Raw genomic sequence first — 19,042 nt, 5'->3', positions numbered from 1 at the left:
CAGGGCCACCGCCACGCGGCGGCCCTGCTCACCAAACCCTCACAACGTTAAAACACCAGGCCGGTTAGAACCGGCCCAAACCCTCACGACCCCCGGCCCATGCCTGGTACGAGGTCCACGCGTGCAGGGTGCTCGTGCTTTCGAAGCGCCGGGGCAGGCCGGTGATCGGATCGGTGAATTCCAGCACCTTGGCGAGCAGTTGCAGCGGCCGCCGGAAATCGTCGAGCGCGGTTTCGGTGAGCTTCGGGTAGAAGGTGTCCCCGAGAATGGGGATGCCGAGATTGCTCATGTGCAACCGGAGCTGGTGAGTGCGCCCGGTCGCGGGCAGCAGGCGGTAGCGGCCGAGGCCGTCCGCGTGCTCGAGGAGTTCGATCCGGGTCTCGCTGTTCGGCGGTCCGGGCACCTCGCGCGCGGTGATGATCCCGCGGTGCTTGACGATCCGGCTGCGGACCGTGCGCGGCAGTTCGAGGTCCGGGTCGAACCGGGCGACGGCCTCGTATTCCTTCCGGACCCGCCGGTCGCGGAAGAGGGTCTGGTAGGCGCCCCGGTGCTCGGGCCGGGTGACGAACATGATCAGCCCCGCGGTGACCCGGTCCAGCCGGTGCGCCGGGCTGAGCTCGGGCAGCCCCAGGTCCCGGCGCAGGCGCACGAGCGCGGTCTCCCGCACGTGCTGCCCGCGCGGGATGGTGGCCAGGAAGTGCGGTTTGTCCACCACGACCAGGGTTTCGTCGCGGTGCACGATGCCGATCTCGAACGGGACGGGCACCTCGTCGGGCAGGTCGCGGTGGAACCAGACGTACGAGTTCGGGACGAACGGCGTGTCCACGGTGATCGGCCCGTCCGGCCCGACGATCCGGCCCTCGTCGAGCATGGCGTCGACGCGCTCGGGGCTCAGCCGGGTCAGCTTGACCACCAGGAAGTCCCGGATGGTCGCCCAGGGCCCCGCGGCCGGCATCCGGAGCCGGGCAGGATCGAGCCCGTCCCTGGGCGGGATCGGGGCCTTGGGCTTACGACTCACTTACCCAGGCTAACTCAATCCACCAGGCGGACTTCCACGGTGTCGCTGTACTTGGTCCGCCGCGTGATGCGGGAATCGGCGCCGATATCCAGCAGGATGCACCGATCGCTCGGCGCCCAGTATCCGGTGCGCACGAAATAGACTTCCATCTTCATCAGGCGCTCGGACGGCTTTTTCCGGCTTATCTCTTCCCAGCCCCACCGGCGCCCGCTCACTTCGGCACCATTTCGCCGGACGAACATCCGGGGATTGCCGATTTCCTTGCAGTACATTCCGCCGTCGGCCACCGAGAGCAGTCCCTCGATCCGGTAGGCCTTGTTGTCGTTGAACAGGGCCACCTGCCCGGAGATCTCGAAGGTCACCTGACCGTTCTTGTCGCCCGGGATCGTCCAATGCAGACTGAATTCCTTGGGGTCCGCGTCGCTCATGTCGCCCGTCGTCCCGCCGCTGGAGACCGCTCCGGCGAAAGGGCAACCGAAGAAGCGGTTCTGGTCACCCGGGTCGTGATCGTGGCCAATTTCATTGGGCGCCCTCGCTTTCCGGCTCGACGTGAGGAGGCAGGTTGTCAATACACAAGATTATTCGAGTGAAGCCTTTTCACGGCAGGGCCTGGGTTTTTCCACTCGAAGAGGTGAGCAGGGGATTACCAGGGGTGAACCCGGTCGCGTGAGGGCTAGGCCTTCAGGGCGGCGAGCGTCAGCGTGGCGGCGGAGATCAGGCCGGTCGCCGATCGCACGTGGTTCCACGCCGTCCAGCCGGAGAGGTACTCGCGCCACCGGGCGGCGGCCTCGGGGGCGGCCGGGTCCAGCGCGGCGAGCGCGTTGTTCCGGGGCACGTGGTAGACGACCGTCAGCACCAGGTTGCCCGCCAGGTAGACCGCGGCGCCGATCAGCAGCAGCGCGGACCCGCCCCGGCTCCCGTTCAGCACGGCGCCCACGAGCACCACGGCGCACAGCGCGGAGGTGCCGAGGAACGCCAGCATGAACGGCGCCCGGACCGCCGAGGCGTTGATCGACTGCATGGCCTCGATGGCCTGTGCGGCCGGGAGTTTCCCGAGCCCGTGCAGCACGAACGAGGAGAAGGCGAAGAAGGCCCCGCCCAGCAGCCCGCAGCCGAGCGCGGTCACCAGTGTCACGGTGTGCAGCCAAGTACTCATCCCGGTTCTCCTCTCCCGCATACCCGGAAAGGCAACCGCACCGCGGTGAGACAGTCCATGGTCGAAAGGCGCGGCTTTGTGCGCGAGCGTCTACCCTGGCATCCCGTGGACTCGCTCGCCGGACTCCTCGACGGTCCCCGCGCGCGGGGCGCGTTCCTGTTGCGCTCGATCCTGGAGCCGCCCTGGTCGATGCGGATCCAGGACGAGGCGCCGCTCACCCTGGTCGCGTGCGTGCGCGGCGCGGCCTGCGTGGTGCCGGCCGGCGGCGAGGTCTCCCGGCTCGGTCCCGGGGACATCGCGATCCTGCGCGGTCCCGGGCACTACCTCGTCGCCGACGACCCGGCTACCGAACCGCAGGTCGTCATCCACCCCGGGCAGCGCTGCACCACGCTCGACGGCGAGGACCTGCGCGAGCTGATGAGCCGGGGCGTGCGTTCCTGGGGCAACCGCCCGGACGGCTCGACCGTCCTGCTCACCGGCACCTACCAGCTCGAAGGCGAGATCAGCCGCCGCCTGCTCGCCGCGCTGCCCGGACTGCTCGTCGTGGCGGGGGAGTCCTGGGACAACCCGCTCGTCGGCTACCTCGCCGAGGAGATCGTCAAGGACGAACCCGGCCAGGAAGCCGTGCTCGACCGGCTGCTCGATCTGCTGCTCATCGCGGTCCTGCGCAACTGGTTCGCCCGCCCGGAGGCCGACGTGCCCGGGTGGTACCGCGCGCACGGCGATCCGATCGTCGGGCCCGCCCTGCGGTTGCTGCAGAACAATCCCGCGCATCCGTGGACGGTGGCTTCCCTGGCCACCGCCACCGGGGTCTCCCGCGCGGCCCTGGCCCGGCGGTTCACCGCACTGGTCGGGGAACCGCCGATGGCGTTCCTCACCGAATGGCGGCTCGCCCTGGCCGCCGACCTGCTCCGCGAACCCGGGGCGACCGTCGGCGCGGTGGCCCGCCAGGTCGGTTACGGTAGCTCCTTCGCGTTGAGCACCGCGTTCAAACGGGTCCGCGGGATCACGCCCCGCGAACATCGCGCGCTCGTTTAGACCGTCACCATCAGTTCCTCGGGGCCGCGCAGGTTGATGCGGCCGTTCCACCGCACGCTCTCCAGCGCCAGTTCGGGGAAGCGCTCGACCAGGCGGCCGATCGCGACCCGGCCCTCCAGCCGCGCCAGCGCCGCGCCCAGGCAGTGGTGCACCCCGGCGCCGAACGACGAGTGCTGCCGGGCGTTCGGGCGGTCCAGGCGCAGTGCGTCGGCGTCGTCGCCCCAGAACTTCGGGTCGCGGTTGGCCGAGGCGAGGCTGGCGATCACGAAGCTGCCCGCCGGGATCTCGAACTCCCGCACGTGGTACGGCTCGAGGGTGATCCGCCGGCTCATCTGCACCGGGCTGTCGTAGCGCAGCAGTTCGTCGACGGCGTTCGCGGTCAGTTCGGGGCGCTCCCGGAGCAGGGCGAGCTGATCGGGGTTGCGCAGCAGCGCGAGGGTGCCGCCGGCGATCAGGTTCACCGTGGTCTCGTGGCCCGCGACGTACAGCAGCAGGAGCTGGGAGACCAGTTCGGCGTCGCTGAGCATGTCGCCGTCGTCCTCGGCGGCGATCAGCGCGGTGAGCAGATCCTCGTCCGGGTTGCGGCGCTTCCAGTCGATCACCTCTTCGCCGATGGTCACCAGTTCCCGGTCCGCCTCGGCGATCCGGGCCATCAGTTCGGGATCGACGACCGGTTCGACCGAGCGGACCATGACACCGGTCAGCTCGCGCAGCCGGACGTGGTCGATCGGCGGCATGCCGAGCATTTCCGAGATCACCGCGAACGGCAGCGGGAACGCGAGTTCCGCGACCAGGTCGACCCGCCCGGCCGCGGCGATCCGGTCGAGCGCGTCGTCGACGAGCCGGACGATCCGCGGTTCCAGGGCTTCCACGGCACGCGGGGTGAAGGCCTTGGCGACCAGTTTGCGCAGCCGGGTGTGGTCCGGCGGGTCCTGATCGAGCATGGACAGGGTGTTGAGCCGCGGGCCGGCGTCGCCGTAAACGGACTCGCGCAGGTCGCGCAGCGGGCCCGGCGCCGCGTGCCGGGTGTTGACCGAATGCCCGGAGCGCAGGAGCGCGGACACGTCGTCGTGCTCGGCGAGCACCCAGAAGCCGAGCGGATGTTCGTGCACCGGCGAGGACGCGCGGAGTGCCGCGTAGTGGGGGTAGGGGTCGTCGGTGAATCCGTCGGCGAACGGGTTGAACTCGAACGTGCTGACCGCGCTGTCAGTCATGCGCTTCACCTACTCCGCGTCTGTCACATACACGGTGTATGTCGATAGGGTCAGCGTATGTCGGGTGTCAAGAGCCGCCGGGAGCAGTACTCCGAGGCCACGCGCGCCGCGTTGCTGGAGACCGCGACCGCGCTGTTCGCCGAGCGGGGGTTCGCCGGCACCGCCCTGGAGGACGTCGCGTCGGCCACGCAGGTCACCCGCGGCGCGGTGTACCACCACTTCGCCGGCAAGCGGGACCTGTTCGAGGCCGTGCTGGCCGATCTCGAAATGCGGGCGATGGAACGGATCGCGACGGCGGCCGCGAGCGCGACCGACGCGTGGGAATCGGCGCTGCTGGGCCTGGACGCTTTCCTCGAGCAGTGCAGTGAACCGGTTTACGGCCGCCTGGTCTGGCAGGAGGGTCCGGTGGCGCTCGGCTGGCGCCGCTGGAAGGAGTGCGAGGAGAAGTACGCCTACGGGCTCACCGAGCAGTTCGTGCGCTCGCTCATGGCGTCCGGGTACATCGAACCGACCGCGCCCGAAGTCACCGTGCGGTTCGTCTTCGCCTTGCTCGGCGCGATCGGCAGCCTGCTCGCCGACGCCGGCCGTGCCGAGAAACCCCGGGTCCGCGCGGAATGCGCGGTCCTGATCCGCCGGATGCTCGGCGGGTTGCGCCCTCCGGACGCCTCGTAGGCACGTTCCCTACTAACGGCGCTACCGGCGAACCGTGGGAAACCAACAAGATCGGCGCTGAGCATCGATTCTCCGCGTGCTCACCGTCCCTGTCCCCACGGGTGAGCGGAGCAGTTCCATGCTGCCTCGACTGCGTTTCCTCGCCGCGCTCTTCGCCGGTCTGGCCTTCCTCGCGCTGGTTTCCGCGCCGGGCGCCGGAGCCGGGCGCACCGAAGTGCGGGAGGTGTTCTCGCCGGACGGATCGATCTCCCGGATCCGGGTGCCCGTTCCGGACCAGCCGCCCGCGCCCGAAACCGAGGTGCGCGCCGACGTGGTGCCGATCCAGCAGACCGGCCCGTCGGACAAGCGGTTCGATCTGGTGTTCGTCGGTGACGGTTACACCGCGGACCAGTTGGCGACCTACCACCAGCACGCGGTGAACCGCTGGAACGAGCTGATCCAGATCGAACCGTACAAGTCGCTGAAGGACTCGTTCAACGTCTGGCAGGTCAACGTCGTCTCGCCACAGTCCGGTGTGGACAATGACCCGACCCAGGGGGTGCGCAAGGACACCGCGCTGGACATGTACTTCTGGTGTGGAAACACCGAACGACTGCTGTGCGTCAACGAGACCAAGGCGAACCAGTACGCGCGGCAGGCCCCCGGTGTCGATCAGGTGCTGGCGCTGGCGAACAGCACGAAGTACGGGGGAGCGGGCGGCGGTGTGGCGACCTCCTCGGGCGGCAACGCGAGGTCCGGCCAGATCGTGGCGCACGAACTGGGCCATTCGGTCGGCGGGCTCGCCGACGAGTACGACTATCCGGACGACCTCTACACCGGACCGGAACCGTCCGAGGTCAACGTGTCCACCTACACCGAGGACGCGATGCGGGACCGCGAGGCCAAGTGGTACCGCTATCTGGGCAAGGAATCGCCGGACGGCGGCGTCGTCGGGACCTACGAGGGCGCGTACTACCACAAGCGCGGGGTCTACCGGCCGACCGACAACTCGCTGATGCGCTCGCTGGGCCGCCCGTTCAACCTCCCCAGCCTGGACGTGATGCGCGAGGCGATCCTGCGTAAGACTGGTGAGTCCACTGGACGCTGACAGAAATTGTCCCACTAAATTGGTCTACACCTCTTCAAAATTGGTCCAGACCGACCTACGCTAGGCCGCACGGCCGTTGTTCCCCTGCCTCGAACGGCCGCACCCTGCTCCGCATTGGAGAACGTCGATGCTGACGACCTGGCGGATCGTCGCGCTCGCGGCTTGGCTGGGCCTGGGTACGGGCCTGGTTCCGGCCGGACCGGCGGCGGCTCAAGAACCATCCCCGGCGGCGGGTTCCCTGCGCGCCGCGCCCTATTACATGCCCCTGGACAACAAGCCGCAGGACCTCGGTGAGGCCATCGCGGCGAGCGGGCAGAAGAGCTACATCTTCGCCTTCGTGCTGGCGCCGGACGGCGGTGGCTGCACTCCGGTCTGGGACGGCAAGGCCACCCAGCCGGTGCGCACCGACACCGCGGTGGCGGCCAAGGTCGACCAGGTGCGCCGCGCCGGCGGTGACCTGTCGGTTTCCTTCGGCGGCTACAACGGGCGCGAACTCGGCGCGGCGTGCCCGGACGCGACTTCGCTGGCCGCCGCTTACCAGCAGGTGATCGACAAGTACGCGCTCACCCACATCGATCTGGACATCGAAGGCGACGACCTCGGTGACGTGGCCGGGGAAACCCGGCGGTTCCAGGCGGTGAAGGCGTTGCAGCAGAAGAACCCGAACCTGCACGTCTCGCTCACCCTGCCCACCACCACGGTCGGCCTGAGCGACCTCGGCCGCGCCGAGATCCAGCGCGCCCGGGACCTCGGAGCGCAGATCGACCTCTACAAGATCATGGCCTTCGACTACGGCGGCCCGGCGGCGAACATGGCCGGCGACGTGCGCCGGGTGATGGAACTGGTGCACGGTCAGCTGGCCCGGCTGCGGCCGGATCTCGACGGCGCCGGGGTCTACCGGCGGACCGGCCTGATCCTGATGAACGGCCACACCGACCAGCCCAGCGAACTGTTCACTGTGGACACTTTCCGGAACCTGCTCGGCTACGCCCGGGACCACCAACTGGGGCGCCTGTCCTACTGGTCGCTCAACCGGGACCGGGTGTGCGTCGGCAACGTCGGCTGGGTGGACGGCAAGTGCAGCAGCGTTTCCCAGCAGCCGTACGACTTCACCAAGATCGTCGCCCAGTTTCAGTGATCAAGAGGAGGTCGCGATGTCCGTCACAGGAAAGCTGCGAGCCGTGCTCGCCGGTGGCGCCGCCGCGCTGCTGGCCGCCGCGGTGCTGCCCGCCGCCGCTGCCGAGTCCGGTGTGGACAGATCCGCGGCCGCTGGGCGCGGTGCGCCGTACTTGTACCTGGGCTGGGGGAACCCGCCGGACCCGGCCACGGTGATGAACGCCAGCGGGGTCAAGTGGTTCACGCTGGCCTTCGTGCTCTCCTCCGGTGGCTGCAATCCGGCGTGGGACGGCACCCGCCCGCTGGCCGGTGGCGCCGACGCGGACGCGATCAACAAGATCCGCGGCGCCGGTGGGGACGTCGTGCCGTCGTTCGGCGGGTGGAGCGGCAACAAGCTCGGCCCGAACTGCTCGACGCCCGAGGCGCTGGCGGGCGCCTACCAGCAGGTGATCGACGCGTACCAGTTGAAGGCGATCGACATCGACATCGAGAACACCGACGAGTTCGAGAACGAGGCCGTGCAGGATCGCATCCTCAACGCGTTGAAGATCGTCAAGCAGAAGAACTCCGGCATCCAGACGATCGTCACCTTCGGCACCACGACCTCCGGCCCGAACTCCTGGGGCAACCGGTTGGTCGACCGCGCGAAGGAACTGCGGGCCGGGATCGACGTGTTCACCCTGATGCCGTTCGACTTCGGCAGCAAGGACATCTACGGCGACACGGTTCGCGCGGTGACCGGGCTGAAGGACAAGCTGAAGTCCGCGTTCGGCTGGTCGGACGCCGAAGCGTTCGGCCACGCGGGGATCTCCGGGATGAACGGCCTGTCCGATCAGCAGGAGATGACCACCGTGGAAACCTGGACCAAGATCCGGGACTGGGCGAATTCCAACGGCCTGGGCCGCCTGGCGTTCTGGTCGGCCAACCGGGACCGCGGCTGCCCGGGTGGCGGCGTGACCTCGCAGTGCAGCGGCATCGACCAGCCCGACTGGGCCTTCTCCAAGGTCACCGCGGGCTTCTGACCCGTGCTGGAGCTGTCATGAGGGGACCCCTCCAGGCAAAATTCGTCTGGAGGGGTCCCCTCATGACAATTATCGGTTGGCTCCGAGGTAGCCGAGCATCTGCTGGATCTCGGCGGAGCGGGAACGGTCGATCCTCGTCGCCAGCTCCTTCGCCGCCGTGAACGCCCCTCTGGCGACTTCCATGCGGGCGATCTGCACGGCGTCGTCCTGGTGGGCGATCATCGTGTTCAGGAACCTGCGGTCGAAATCGGCGCCGGTCGCCTTCTCCAGCGCGGCCACCTCGTCCGGGGACGTCTCCGGCATCCCGCCGTGGCTGTCGTGCGCGTGCGGGGGCGCGACCGGTGGCTTGTTCCAGGAACGAAGCCAACCGGCCATGGTCTGGATTTCGGAGATCTGCGTCGTTTCGATCGCGGCGGCCAGCATCTTCACGTCCTCGCGCGCCGACCGGTCCCGCGCCAGGCGCACCAGGGTGACGCCCTGGTTGTGGTGCGGGATCATCATCTGCAGGAACATGACGTCGGTCTGCTCGACGCCGGGGGGCGGTGCGTCGTTCGCCGGGGCGCACCCGGCGAACGCCAACGCGCAGAGCCCGGCGCCGAGCAGGACGTTGAGCCGTTTCGCCACGACGGGTCCTAGACCAGCCGCCAGAGCGCCGGGGCGTTCGGTGGTTCCCAGCCCGGGATCGCGGTGTGCGCCTGGACGGCTTCGTAGGTCCGGCCGTCGAAGGTCAGCCGGTGGCCGACCGGGTAGGTGGGACCTTCCGCCCACACCGAACCGGGCTGCGCGGCCGGGGCGACCTCGGGTGCTGCGGGGGTCGGAGCCGCCTGCTCACCGGTGGACAACTGGGTGCCGCCGCCGAAGTCGACGTCGGAACAGGTGTAGAACGCCTCCGCGCTGCCCACCACGCGCTGCCAGATCGAGTAGAGCAGGTGCCGCCCGGTGCGCGGCGGAATGCTGATCGTCCACTTGGTGAACGTGGTCGGGTTCTGGTTCTTGAAGGTCTGAATAGGCACCAGATCGGACCACTTCAACGGCTGGTTCGGGTTCCAGCCGTCCCGGGTGATGTAGTACTCGAAGTTGCTGTTCGCATGCGGTGCGGTCGCGTGATAAGTGACGGTCAGCGGACCGGGAGCGATTCGTTTCGCCGGCCAGTCCGTACGGGCCAGATCGAGCCCGCGGTATTTGTCGCGGCCCGCGCTGCACAGTTTCCCGTCCGGAATGATTTCCCGGTGCCGCCCGCCCGCGTCGAGGCGGGACACCTCGTTCCAGTCGTAGAACGCCTGCGTGCCGGCCGCGGCCACGGCCGCCTTGCAGGCGTTGGACTTGGGGCTCTCCGGGTTCTCCTGTTTGCAGACATAGACCCGGCTGGGCGGGTCCGACAACGTGCCGTGCGCAGTTGCCGGGCTCGCCGGCAATACCAGTAACGAAATTGGTGCGCTTATCGCGGCGGCCGCCGCCAGCATGCTCTTGCGCCGAAATTTCACGGAACTCTCCTTGCAGGGGAGGGAAGTTCGGAAAATGCCTCAATCAGCACTTCTATTGTGCCAGAGAAACCGCGCGGTAAACAGGGTTCAGGCATAAGGTTCGGTGATGCGAAAGTTGATGTCGGCGGTTTACCCGACGCCGGGCGCCCGTACGGTCCCGGTCACCCGGCGGTGCCGACCGGTCACCCGGCGGGAGGAGCCCGCCGGGCGACGGATGGCCCGGCGGTGACCCGGCTGCGATGCTCGAGCAAATATCCCATATCGCTCAGTGGCGACTATTCCTCAACTGGGACGCGCCGAGGTTAATGATTCTTAAGGAAATTAACCCCGTTTACGACCGCCTGGCCTAATATTTGGGCGAGATGTAGGCGGCTATGCCTCCGTTTGGGGTTCACACGGATGTAGCCTTGCCCTTTTTGTTGGCTGCTCGGTAACGTCCTGCCCGCGAAGCGATTCGGCGAAGAAATCGAGGTTTCTGGGGAACCTGTGATTTCAGGGGGAGTCGGCAAGATCGGATCTTTGCCGAAGTTCCCCCGTGCCGGGGAGGGAATATGTCGGGGATTTAGCCGGCCATGCGCCGTGCCAACATAAAGCCAGGTCAGAGCCGTGCCACGGGGTCCGGATCCGGGCTGGCGACACCGTCCTGCGCGCGGACGCGGTCGACGGGTAATTAGTTAGTTCATTTCCGCTGTTTTGTCTGGTTCTTTCGCACCGTGCCGGTTTCTGGCGCGTTGGCGACGGCGGCATTGCGGCAGACAAGTGCGCCGATTTATGCCGCCCTGCGAGCAAGGAGGAAAATATGACGGAGGTAACGTCGGACGCCGGTAGCCCGGGGTCCGGTGTTCTCACCGCCGAGTCAGCCGAAACCGATTCCGCGGATACTCCGCGCGTTGCGGTGCTCCCGCAGTACTTCGAGAACACCTGCGACCGTCGGCCGGATGCCGTCGGCGTGCTCTGCGGGGACGCCCAGCTCACCTACGCGCAACTCGACCGCCGGGCCAACCGGCTGGCGAACCTGCTGGTCGAGCGCGGGATCCGGCCCGGCGAGCCGGTCGGCATCCTGCTGGAGCGCTCGCTGGACACCTACGTGGCGCTGCTCGGCGTGCTGAAATCGGGCGCCGCCTACGTGCCGCTCGACCCGTCGTTCCCCGCCGATCGGCTGGCCTTCATCGCCACCGACGCCGGCCTGCGCGATCTGGTCACGACCTCGGCGTCCCGCGAACGCGTGGCCGGGCTCGGCTGCCCGGTGCTCGAGCTGGACCAGGCGGACCTGGACGCGCAGTCCGCCGACCGGCCCCGGCGCGGGATCGATCCCGAGGCGCCCTGTTACGTCATCTACACCTCCGGCTCGACCGGAAAGCCCAAGGGCGTGGCCATTTCGCACCACAGCATCGTGAACTTCCTGCGCGTCGCGACGCCCATCTACGGCGTGACCGCCGAGGACCGCGTGTACCAGGGCATGTCGATCAGCTTCGACTTCCACCTGGAGGAGATGTGGCCGGCCTGGGTCGCCGGCGCCACGCTGGTCGCCGGGCCCACCGACGCCCGCCGCTTCGGCGAAGGGCTCACCGACTTCCTCACCGAGCACCGGATCACCGTGTTCTGCAGCGTGCCCACGCTGCTCACCACGATCGAGAACGATCCGCCCTCGGTCCGCTGCCTGCTGGTGAGCGGCGAACCGATGCCCGAGGACCTGGTGCGCCGCTGGTCCCGCCCCGGGCGGCGGATCCTCAACTGCTACGGCCCCACCGAGACGACCGTCTCGTCGAGCTGCTGCGAACTGCTGCCGGACCGCCCGGTGACCCTGGGGACCCCGTTCCCGACCTACCGCTTCTACGTCCTCGACGAAGAACTGCGCGAGGTGCCCCCGGGCGGGACCGGGGAGATCTGCATCGGCGGCCCGGGCGTCGCCATCGGTTACCTCAACCGGCCCGAGCTCACCGCGGAGCGGTTCGTGCCCAATCCGGTCGAGCGCGACCGTGCGGAGGTGCCGCGCGTCTACCGCACCGGCGATCTCGGCCGGTGCACGTCGACGGGCGAGTACGAGTACCTGGGCCGGATGGACACCCAGGTCAAGATTCGCGGGTACCGCATCGAACTCGGCGAGATCGAACAGGCCATCCGCGAGGACCACGAGGTGGAGAACGCGGTCGTCACCACGGTGGAGAACGACGGCGTGGTCCAGGATCTGGTCGGTTACGTCACCCTGATGCCCAACGGGAACGGCAACGGCGACGGCCACACCAACGGCAATGGCAACGGGAACGGGAACGGCGACCGGCACGGCGCGCTGCGGGACCGCCTGCACTCCTCGCTGCGCCGGCGGCTCGCCCCGTACATGGTCCCGTCCTTCATCGAGGTGCTGGAGAAGTTCCCGCTGCTGGCCGCGGACAAGGTGAACCGCGCGGCACTGCCCGCGCCGACCTCCCCGCCGCTGGGGTCCGGCTCGGGTCCGCACGTTCCGGCGGAAACCCCGCTGGAGAACGATCTGGCCGAGGTCTGGTCCGAACTGCTCGGCATCGCCGAGGTTTCCGTCGAGGCCGATTTCTTCTGCGATCTGGGCGGCCATTCGCTCGCCGCCGCCCGGGTCATCTCCCAGCTGCGGAAACGTCCGGGCATGTCCGGCCTCGCCATGGGCGATCTGTACGCGCATCCGACGATCCGCGACCTGGCCGATTACGTCGAGCACGAGCTGGCGGAAGAGGAGGAGCAGGCCGAAAGCACCGAATGGCCCGAGCCGTTGCGCCATTCCACGGCGCGGTTCCGGGCCTGCGGTGCGGTCCAGCTGTTCCTGCTGTACTCGTGGCTGCTCCTGCTCGGCCTGCCCGCGCTGGTGCTCGGGTACGCGATCCAGCTCAAGATCCACGTCTGGCCGATCGAAGTGCCCGAGACCGGGGTGTTCAGCGTGCTCGCGAACATCGGGCTGGTCCCGCTCGCCGCGATCTGCGTGGCCTGGTTCGCGCTCACCTTGTTCCTGCTGCCCATCATCGGGGCCCGGGCGCTCATGCGGGGCATCCGGCCGGGCTGGCATCCGATGTGGGGCGCCACCTACCTGCGGTTCTGGTTCTACGCGCGGATCGTGTCGCTCGCGCCGGTCACCCTGCTCACCAGCACGCCGCTGCTGCCGCGCTACCTGCGGCTGCTCGGCGCGCGGATCGGGCGGGACTGCCACATCGCGACGCAGTTCATCGGCCTGCCGAAGTTCGTGGAGATCGGGGACGGGACGAGCCTCGGCGTCCTGTCGCGCGTGCAGCCCTACGTCGTCCAGGACGGGTGGCTGCGCATCGAGCCGATCCGCATCGGTTCCGGTTGTTTCGTCGGCGCCAGCAGCGTCGTGCTGGCCGGTGCGGAACTCGGCGACAACGCCGCGGTGGGACACCAGTCGCTGGTGCACGCCGACCAGACCATCCCGGCCGGCGAGTACTGGGCCGGGTCGCCGAGCAAACGGTTGCGCACGCGTCCCGCCTTGCTGCAGGCCATGGCCGAGCGGCCCGACGACGGTCGCTGGCGGTTCTCCGTCGTCCTGGGTTACCTCGGTGGCGCGCTGCTCCTCCGGCTGCTGCCGTTCCTGCTGCCGATCCCCGGTTTGCTGCTGGTGCTCTGGGGCGCCAAGACCGGTGGCATCGGCCTGGCCCTTGGCTCGGTCGCGCTCGCCGGCCCGTTGCAGGTGTTCCTCACCTGCGTGCTGCTGGTCGGAGGCAAACGCCTGGTGCTGAACTCGGTGGACCCGGGGATCTACCCGTGGCGCAGCGGATTCGGCGTGCGGCAGTGGTTCACCGGCCACCTGCTGCAGATGACGTTCGGCATGCTCGCCACCGTCTACTGCACGCTCTACGCGATCCCGTTCCTGCGCGGTCTGGGCATGAAGCTCGGCCGCTGGGCCGAGGTCGCCCCGCCCGCCTACCTCGACCCCGATATGTGCGTGGTGGGCAGCAAGAGCTTCCTGGCCGGTGGGGTCGTGCTCGCGCCGCCGGTGTACCACCACGGCCAGATCGCGGTGGCCCCGGCCGAGATGGCGGACTTCAGCTTCCTCGGCAACGAGGCCCTGTTGCCGTGCGGCAGCCGGATCAGCCAGAACAGCCTGCTCGGCGTGCTCTCCGTGCCGCCGGAGAAGCCGGTCGATCCGGAGACCACCTGGCTGGGTTCGCCGTCGTTCTTCCTGCCCCGCCGGGAGGAGAGCCAGAAGTTCCCGGCCAAGTACATCGACGCGCCGACGCCCGCGCTGATCGGCGGGCGGCTGCTCATCGAGTTCGTCCGGATGGCGTTGCCGGAAATCATCCTGCTGCTCGGCGGGACCCTCGGTTTCCTGGCCATGGCCGGACTGGCGACCGTGCTGCCCGCGTGGGCCCTCGTGCTGCTGATTCCGTTGCTGTGGTGGGGAATGGGCCTGTTCGACACGTGTCAGGTGATCCTGCTGAAGTGGGCGGTCATGGGCCGCTACCGGCCCCGCACCGAACCCTACTGGGGCCTGTGGGTGCGCGGCACCGAGTTCATCACCGGCATGTTCCAGACGGTGGCCGCGCGGGGATTCCTGGCCCAGTTCTGGGGCACCCCGTTCGCCGCGCCGGTGATGCGCCTGTTCGGCACCCGCGTCGGCAAGCGGGTGTGGCTCAACGACACCGCGATGACCGAGTTCGACCTGGTGGAGATCGGCGACGACGCGATGATCGGGGAGAACGCCGACCTGCAGACGCATCTCTTCGAGGACCGGGTGATGAAGATGTCCCTGGTCAAGGTCGAGGACGGGGCCACCGTCGGCACGCGCGCGGTGGTGCTCTACGACGCCGAGGTCGGGCCCGGCGCGTACCTGGACGCCTATTCGCTGGTGATGAAGGGCGAGGTGCTGCCCGGCAACAGCCGCTGGCGCGGCATTCCCGCCCGTCCACTGTAGACATTCCACGCCGAGGAGGGAAACCATGCTGGATCCGACCGAAACCACTTACCCCGCCGACTACCTCGAGTTCCGCCGAAGAGTCGTGCGCGGCGTCCGCTTCGACCGGCTGGACCTGACGATCATGCACGGCGACGGCAACGTGATCGCCGTCGTCGACGAGGTCCGCAGCAATCTGTCCGATGTGGACGTCGATGGCGTGCTGGCGAAGGAGGTGTGCACCTCGTTCCGTTCGCCCCGGGTGGACGGGATCTCGTTCCTGCGCACGACCGGCGACCGGGTGCGGATGAACTACTTCGAACGGGACGGGACGAACTCCCAGATGTGCGGCAACGCGCTGCGCTGTTCGGCGCGCTACTGCGTGGAACGGGGCTACCTGGACGAGAGCGGGTTCATCCTGACCGGCGACGGCCCGAAGTGGGTGTCCACAGTGGCCGGACTCACCCAGGTGGCGCTCGGCGCCGGCCGCGAGTTCACCCGGGTCGCCGACGACCAGTACTTCGTCTTCAGCGGGCTCGCGCATCTCGTGGTGCTGACCGGGAACCTGGACGCGGTGGACGTCCAGGCCCGCGGCGCCGAACTGCGGTACGACCGCGAGCTGTGCCTGCGCCTGCGCCACCCCGAAGGGCTGCACGTCGACTTCATGCGGCGCGACGACGACGGGATCCGCATCCGCACCTACGAGGTGGGCGTCGAGGCCGAGACCCTGGCCTGCGGAACCGGGGCCGTGGGTTCCGCCTATGTCGCCCACCGGATCTGGGACCTGCCCTATCCGATCCGCGTGCGCACCCCGGGCGGCGAGCTGACCGTCGATTCGGGTGCGCACGGCCTGCTGCTCAGCGGGACGGTCGGCTATCTGTTCTCCGGCGCCCACGTCGGAGTCTGAATTCAATCCGTCGCCTATCAGGAGAGTCGAAATGACCACATTGGATGAGATCGGCAGTGGCCTGCGGCCACGGGTCGAGGGGGCGTTGCCGGGGCCGCTGTCCGCGGAGTTCCTGGCGCGCCAGCAGCGGTGGGAGTCGAACGCGCGGGTGTATTCGCGGCATCTGCCGATCGCGATCGCGGAAGGTTCGGGGAGTTATGTGCGGGATGTGGACGGGAACGTGTTCCTGGATTTCCTGTCCGGTGCTGGTGTGCTGTCGCTGGGCCATAATCATCCGGAGCTGGCCAAGGCCGCGGCGGGGCAGCTGGACCTGCTGACCCATGCGCTGGATTTCCCCACACCGGCGAAGGACGCGTTCGTCGAGGCGCAGTTGTCCATGCTGCCGCCGAAGCTGCGGTCGCGGATGAAGCTGCACTTCTGCGGCCCGACCGGGGCGAACGCGGTGGACGCGGCGATCAAACTGTGCAAGACCGCCACCGGCCGGGGTGACCTGATCTCGTTCCAGGGCGGGTTCCACGGCTCCAGCCACGCGGCGATGGCGTTGACCGGGCTGGTCGCCCAGAAGCAGCCGGTGCCCTCGGGGATGCCGGGCGTGCACTTCTTCCCGTACTCGTCCTGTTCCCGTTGCCCGGTGGGGTTGTCCCCGGACAGCTGCGCCACGAACTGCGTGAGTTACCTCGAGCGGGCGTTGCACGATCCGAACGGGGGCGTGCCGCGCCCGGCGGCGGTGATCCTGGAGATGGTGCAGGGCGAGGGCGGCGTGATCCCCGCCCGCCGCGACTTCGTGCGGCGCGTGCGCGAGCTGACCAAACCGCTGGACATCCCGCTGATCGTGGACGAGGTGCAGACCGGCTGCGGGCGCACCGGAACCTGGTTCGCGTTCGAGCAGTACGACATCGAACCGGATGTGATCGTCGCGTCGAAGGCGTTGTCCGGCATCGGGCTGCCCGTCTCGCTGATCATCTACGACCAGCACCTGGACACCTGGTCGCCGGGCGCGCACACCGGGACGTTCCGCGGCAACCAGCTCGCGTTCGCCGCGGGCACGGAGGCGGTGCGGATCGTCAACCGGGACGACGTCCTCGGCAACGTCCGCCGCCGGGGAGAGCAGCTCGCCGAGCGGCTCGCCCCGCTGCGCAACCACCCGTGGGTGCGGGAAGTGCGGGGACTCGGGTTGATGTGGGGGATCGAGCTGGCCAATCCGCGTTACGGCGAACCCGCGGCCACCCTGGCGACCGCGGTGCAGGCCTGCGCGTTGCGGAACGGGCTGATCATCGAGCTCGGCGGGCGGGAGGACTGCGTGCTGCGCCTGATGCCCCCGCTCAACATCACCGCCGAGGACCTGGACGCCGCCTGCGACATCCTGCTGGACGCCATCGACGAAAGCTGCCCGTAGCACCCTCGAACGCGACGGCCGATTGCCGCCAGAAACGGCCGCGGCGCGCTGACATCCTCGGAGAGGTAGTCAAGTTTTCAAGTACCCAGAGATGAGGAAGCAGTGTCCGCACGTTTCGAGTCCAAAGTGGTCCTGGTGACCGGCGGCAACTCCGGGATGGGGAAGGCGGTCGCGGAACGGCTGGCCGCCGAGGGTGCCGCGGTGGTGCTCGCGGCCCGCCGCAAGGACGTGGGCGAGGAGGTGGCCGAGGGTATCCGGGCCGCGGGTGGCCGCGCGTTGTTCGTCGCCGCCGACCTGACCGTGGAAAGCGACGCGGCCGAGGTGGTCGCGGCCGCGGTCCGGGAGTTCGGCCGGTTGGACGGCGCGTTCAACAACGCCGGTGGCGTGAACGCGTTCGGGCCGGTGCAGGAGATCGAGGCCGCCGGATGGCACGCCGAGCTGGAGCAGAACCTGACCAGTGTGTTCTACGGTTTGAAGTACCAGGTTCCGGCGATCCTGGCTTCCGGTGGCGGGGCGATCGTGAACAACGCGTCCAACCTCGGCGCGGTCGGGATGGGATCGGTGTCGCCGTACGTGGCGGCCAAGCACGGTGTGGTCGGCCTGACCCGGGCGATCGCGCTGGAGAACGCCGCGCGGGGCCTGCGGGTCAACGCGATGCTCACCGGTGGCGTGGACACCCCGTTGTTCCGCGACACCATGGGGGTGACCGAGGAGGCCCGGGCGCGGATCGCCGCCCTGCACCCGATGGGCCGCATCTCCGAACCGGAGGAAATCGCCGCCTTCGCCGCCTTCCTGCTCAGCGACGAGTCCAGCTTCATCACCGGAGCCGCCCTAGCCATCGACGGCGGCTTCACCACCCAGTAGCCCAGCAAGCGAACTACACACTCAAGCAAGCGAGATACACACTCAGGCACGCGAACTACACACTCGGGAACCCGAACTACACACTCGGGAAACCCGCGGGTTCGAACCGCTTGCGGCACAACGGAATCCGGCCCGGCGGAGGGGTGGCCGCCGGGCCGGAGGGGGAGGCGAGTGGCGTCAGTACCCCCCGCCGCCACTGCCCGTGCTGCTGCTCGGGGCCGTGCTGGGCGCCGAGTTGGGCGCCGAACTCGGCGCCGGGTTCGCGGGCTGCTGCTGCGGCGCGGCCTGCGACTTGCAGCCGTTCGGCTCGATCGCGAACCAGGTGCCGCCCACGCCGTGTCCCTTGGCCTCACCGGGTTTGGTGTCCTTGGCGAACCGGTAGACCGGCCAGCCGCCGACGGTGACCTGCTCGCCGCCGTCGTCGCGCTTGACCTTGCCGACCAGCTTCGGGTCGACGCCCTCCAACTGCACGTCGCCTTCGCTCATCATCGGCGGCCACTGCTTCGCGCAGTCGCCGTCGCAGGTCGCCTTGGACGGTTTCTTGCTGTCCTTGGCGAACAAGTACAGCGACATCCCGTTCTGGTCGGTCAGGATCGGGCCGACGCCCTCGGCCTGGCCCGCGACCAGTTTGGCCCCCGCCGCCGGAGCGGCGGGCGCGGGCGCGGCCGCCGCCTGACCGGCCTTGCCGCCCTTCGCGGTCACCGCGTACCAGGTGCCGCCGACCGATTGTCCTTTGGCCTCACCGGGTTTGGCGTCCTTGGCGAACCGGTAGACCGGCCAGCCCCCGATGGTCACCTGCTCGCTGCCGTCGTCGCGCTTGACCTTGCCGACCGCGGTGTTCTCGATGCCCTTGAGCTCCATGCTGCCTTCGCTCAGCACCGGCGGCCACTGGGTGGCGCAGTCACCGTTGCAATTGGACTTCGGCGGCTTCGCGGTGTCCTTGTCGAAGCGGTACAACGTGAAACCGGCCTGATCGGTGACCACCTCGCCGACGCCGTCGACCTGTGCGGCGGTGAGGCCGGAGGCGCCGGTGGCCTGCTGGACGCGGGCGACATCCGGCACGGCGGTCGGTTGCTGCGGCGCGCCGCCGCCCTCCGGGCCACCCGCGCAGGCGCCGAGCAGCAGGAGGCCGAGCGCCGAAGCGGCGGAAACGGCGAGATGCTTGCGAGCCATGGATTTCTCCCTGTGTTCTGGGATT

General features: G+C 68.8%; 16 protein-coding genes. 9 read left to right on the top strand and 7 right to left on the bottom strand.

Features of this window, described 5'->3' with window-relative positions:
• Positions 1–64 precede the first annotated feature (64 nt).
• The 3 genes from FXO23_RS36170 to FXO23_RS36160 all read right to left on the bottom strand — a co-directional run bounded on the left by FXO23_RS36170 (position 65) and on the right by FXO23_RS36160 (position 2,174).
• On the bottom strand, positions 65–1,018 hold the full coding sequence (locus FXO23_RS36170) for an RluA family pseudouridine synthase (protein WP_158890732.1): 954 nt from the start codon (positions 1,016–1,018) through the stop codon (positions 65–67).
• Positions 1,019–1,032: 14 nt separating this feature from the next.
• A complete protein-coding gene (locus tag FXO23_RS36165) occupies positions 1,033–1,587 on the bottom strand; it encodes a hypothetical protein (protein ID WP_246258232.1) in 555 nt (184 codons plus the stop codon).
• Between the two features lie 104 nt (positions 1,588–1,691).
• Positions 1,692–2,174, bottom strand: a complete 483-nt coding sequence (locus FXO23_RS36160) for an anthrone oxygenase family protein (protein WP_158890730.1) — start codon at positions 2,172–2,174, stop codon at positions 1,692–1,694.
• Between the two features lie 105 nt (positions 2,175–2,279).
• Between FXO23_RS36160 and FXO23_RS36155 the strand changes: the two genes are divergently transcribed.
• The gene (locus FXO23_RS36155) at positions 2,280–3,212 is read left to right on the top strand and encodes an AraC family transcriptional regulator (RefSeq protein WP_158890728.1); all 933 of its coding nucleotides are present in this window, start codon (positions 2,280–2,282) and stop codon (positions 3,210–3,212) included.
• Here the strand turns inward: FXO23_RS36155 and FXO23_RS36150 are convergent.
• A complete protein-coding gene (locus FXO23_RS36150) occupies positions 3,209–4,426 on the bottom strand; it encodes a cytochrome P450 (RefSeq protein WP_158890726.1) in 1,218 nt (405 codons plus the stop codon). The genes FXO23_RS36155 and FXO23_RS36150 overlap by 4 nt on opposite strands.
• A gap of 57 nt (positions 4,427–4,483) precedes the next feature.
• Between FXO23_RS36150 and FXO23_RS36145 the strand changes: the two genes are divergently transcribed.
• The 4 genes from FXO23_RS36145 to FXO23_RS36130 all read left to right on the top strand — a co-directional run bounded on the left by FXO23_RS36145 (position 4,484) and on the right by FXO23_RS36130 (position 8,323).
• Positions 4,484–5,098: a TetR/AcrR family transcriptional regulator gene (locus tag FXO23_RS36145; protein ID WP_158890724.1), complete on the top strand. Its 615-nt coding sequence runs from the start codon at positions 4,484–4,486 to the stop codon at positions 5,096–5,098.
• 118 nt (positions 5,099–5,216) lie between these two features.
• A complete protein-coding gene (locus tag FXO23_RS36140; RefSeq protein WP_158890722.1) occupies positions 5,217–6,185 on the top strand; it encodes a M64 family metallopeptidase in 969 nt (322 codons plus the stop codon).
• A 127-nt stretch (positions 6,186–6,312) separates the two neighbouring features.
• Positions 6,313–7,323, top strand: coding sequence for a chitinase (locus FXO23_RS36135; RefSeq protein ID WP_158890720.1), 1,011 nt, complete (start codon positions 6,313–6,315; stop codon positions 7,321–7,323).
• A gap of 16 nt (positions 7,324–7,339) precedes the next feature.
• A complete protein-coding gene (locus FXO23_RS36130; RefSeq protein ID WP_158890718.1) occupies positions 7,340–8,323 on the top strand; it encodes a chitinase in 984 nt (327 codons plus the stop codon).
• Positions 8,324–8,392: 69 nt separating this feature from the next.
• Here the strand turns inward: FXO23_RS36130 and FXO23_RS36125 are convergent, their stop codons facing one another.
• Together FXO23_RS36125 and FXO23_RS36120 are read right to left on the bottom strand one after the other, a co-directional pair.
• Entirely contained in the window at positions 8,393–8,947 is a 555-nt protein-coding gene (locus FXO23_RS36125; RefSeq protein ID WP_158890716.1) for a DUF305 domain-containing protein, read from the bottom strand.
• Positions 8,948–8,955: 8 nt separating this feature from the next.
• Complete coding sequence (locus FXO23_RS36120) at positions 8,956–9,807, bottom strand: lytic polysaccharide monooxygenase auxiliary activity family 9 protein (protein ID WP_218952255.1); 852 nt, start codon at positions 9,805–9,807, stop codon at positions 8,956–8,958.
• 799 nt (positions 9,808–10,606) lie between these two features.
• Between FXO23_RS36120 and FXO23_RS36115 the strand changes: the two genes are divergently transcribed.
• The 4 genes from FXO23_RS36115 (at position 10,607) to FXO23_RS36100 (ending at position 17,844) form a co-directional block, all read left to right on the top strand.
• Entirely contained in the window at positions 10,607–14,698 is a 4,092-nt protein-coding gene (locus tag FXO23_RS36115; protein WP_158890714.1) for a Pls/PosA family non-ribosomal peptide synthetase, read from the top strand.
• Positions 14,699–14,723: 25 nt separating this feature from the next.
• Complete coding sequence (gene dapF / locus FXO23_RS36110) at positions 14,724–15,584, top strand: diaminopimelate epimerase (RefSeq protein WP_158890712.1); 861 nt, start codon at positions 14,724–14,726, stop codon at positions 15,582–15,584.
• Between the two features lie 31 nt (positions 15,585–15,615).
• Positions 15,616–16,980 (top strand): aspartate aminotransferase family protein, encoded by a 1,365-nt coding sequence (locus tag FXO23_RS36105; RefSeq protein WP_158890710.1) that lies wholly within the window; start codon positions 15,616–15,618, stop codon positions 16,978–16,980.
• A 102-nt stretch (positions 16,981–17,082) separates the two neighbouring features.
• Positions 17,083–17,844, top strand: coding sequence for an SDR family NAD(P)-dependent oxidoreductase (locus FXO23_RS36100; protein ID WP_158890708.1), 762 nt, complete (start codon positions 17,083–17,085; stop codon positions 17,842–17,844).
• Positions 17,845–18,021: 177 nt separating this feature from the next.
• On the opposite strand, the gene FXO23_RS36095 is transcribed toward FXO23_RS36100, so the two are convergent.
• Entirely contained in the window at positions 18,022–19,017 is a 996-nt protein-coding gene (locus tag FXO23_RS36095; protein ID WP_158890706.1) for a hypothetical protein, read from the bottom strand.
• Between the last annotated feature and the right edge of the window lie 25 nt (positions 19,018–19,042).

Origin of the sequence: Amycolatopsis anabasis, from assembly GCF_009765355.1 — a bacterium.
Lineage (GTDB): Bacteria > Actinomycetota > Actinomycetes > Mycobacteriales > Pseudonocardiaceae > Amycolatopsis > Amycolatopsis anabasis.
The sequence above is the reverse complement of the archived record's forward strand: the minus strand, read 5'-3'. Positions and strand labels throughout refer to the sequence as shown.

Bases quoted from the DNA above. Each gene is read 5' to 3' on its own strand.
- FXO23_RS36160 (WP_158890730.1), bottom strand. From the start codon at position 2,174: ATGAGTACTTGGCTGCACACCGTGACACTGGTGACCGCGCTCGGCTGC.
- FXO23_RS36150 (WP_158890726.1), bottom strand. From the start codon at position 4,426: ATGACTGACAGCGCGGTCAGCACGTTCGAGTTCAACCCGTTCGCCGAC.
- FXO23_RS36145 (WP_158890724.1), top strand. From the start codon at position 4,484: ATGTCGGGTGTCAAGAGCCGCCGGGAGCAGTACTCCGAGGCCACGCGC.
- FXO23_RS36140 (WP_158890722.1), top strand. From the start codon at position 5,217: ATGCTGCCTCGACTGCGTTTCCTCGCCGCGCTCTTCGCCGGTCTGGCC.
- FXO23_RS36135 (WP_158890720.1), top strand. From the start codon at position 6,313: ATGCTGACGACCTGGCGGATCGTCGCGCTCGCGGCTTGGCTGGGCCTG.
- FXO23_RS36130 (WP_158890718.1), top strand. From the start codon at position 7,340: ATGTCCGTCACAGGAAAGCTGCGAGCCGTGCTCGCCGGTGGCGCCGCC.
- FXO23_RS36115 (WP_158890714.1), top strand. From the start codon at position 10,607: ATGACGGAGGTAACGTCGGACGCCGGTAGCCCGGGGTCCGGTGTTCTC.
- dapF (WP_158890712.1), top strand. From the start codon at position 14,724: ATGCTGGATCCGACCGAAACCACTTACCCCGCCGACTACCTCGAGTTC.
- FXO23_RS36105 (WP_158890710.1), top strand. From the start codon at position 15,616: ATGACCACATTGGATGAGATCGGCAGTGGCCTGCGGCCACGGGTCGAG.
- FXO23_RS36095 (WP_158890706.1), bottom strand. From the start codon at position 19,017: ATGGCTCGCAAGCATCTCGCCGTTTCCGCCGCTTCGGCGCTCGGCCTC.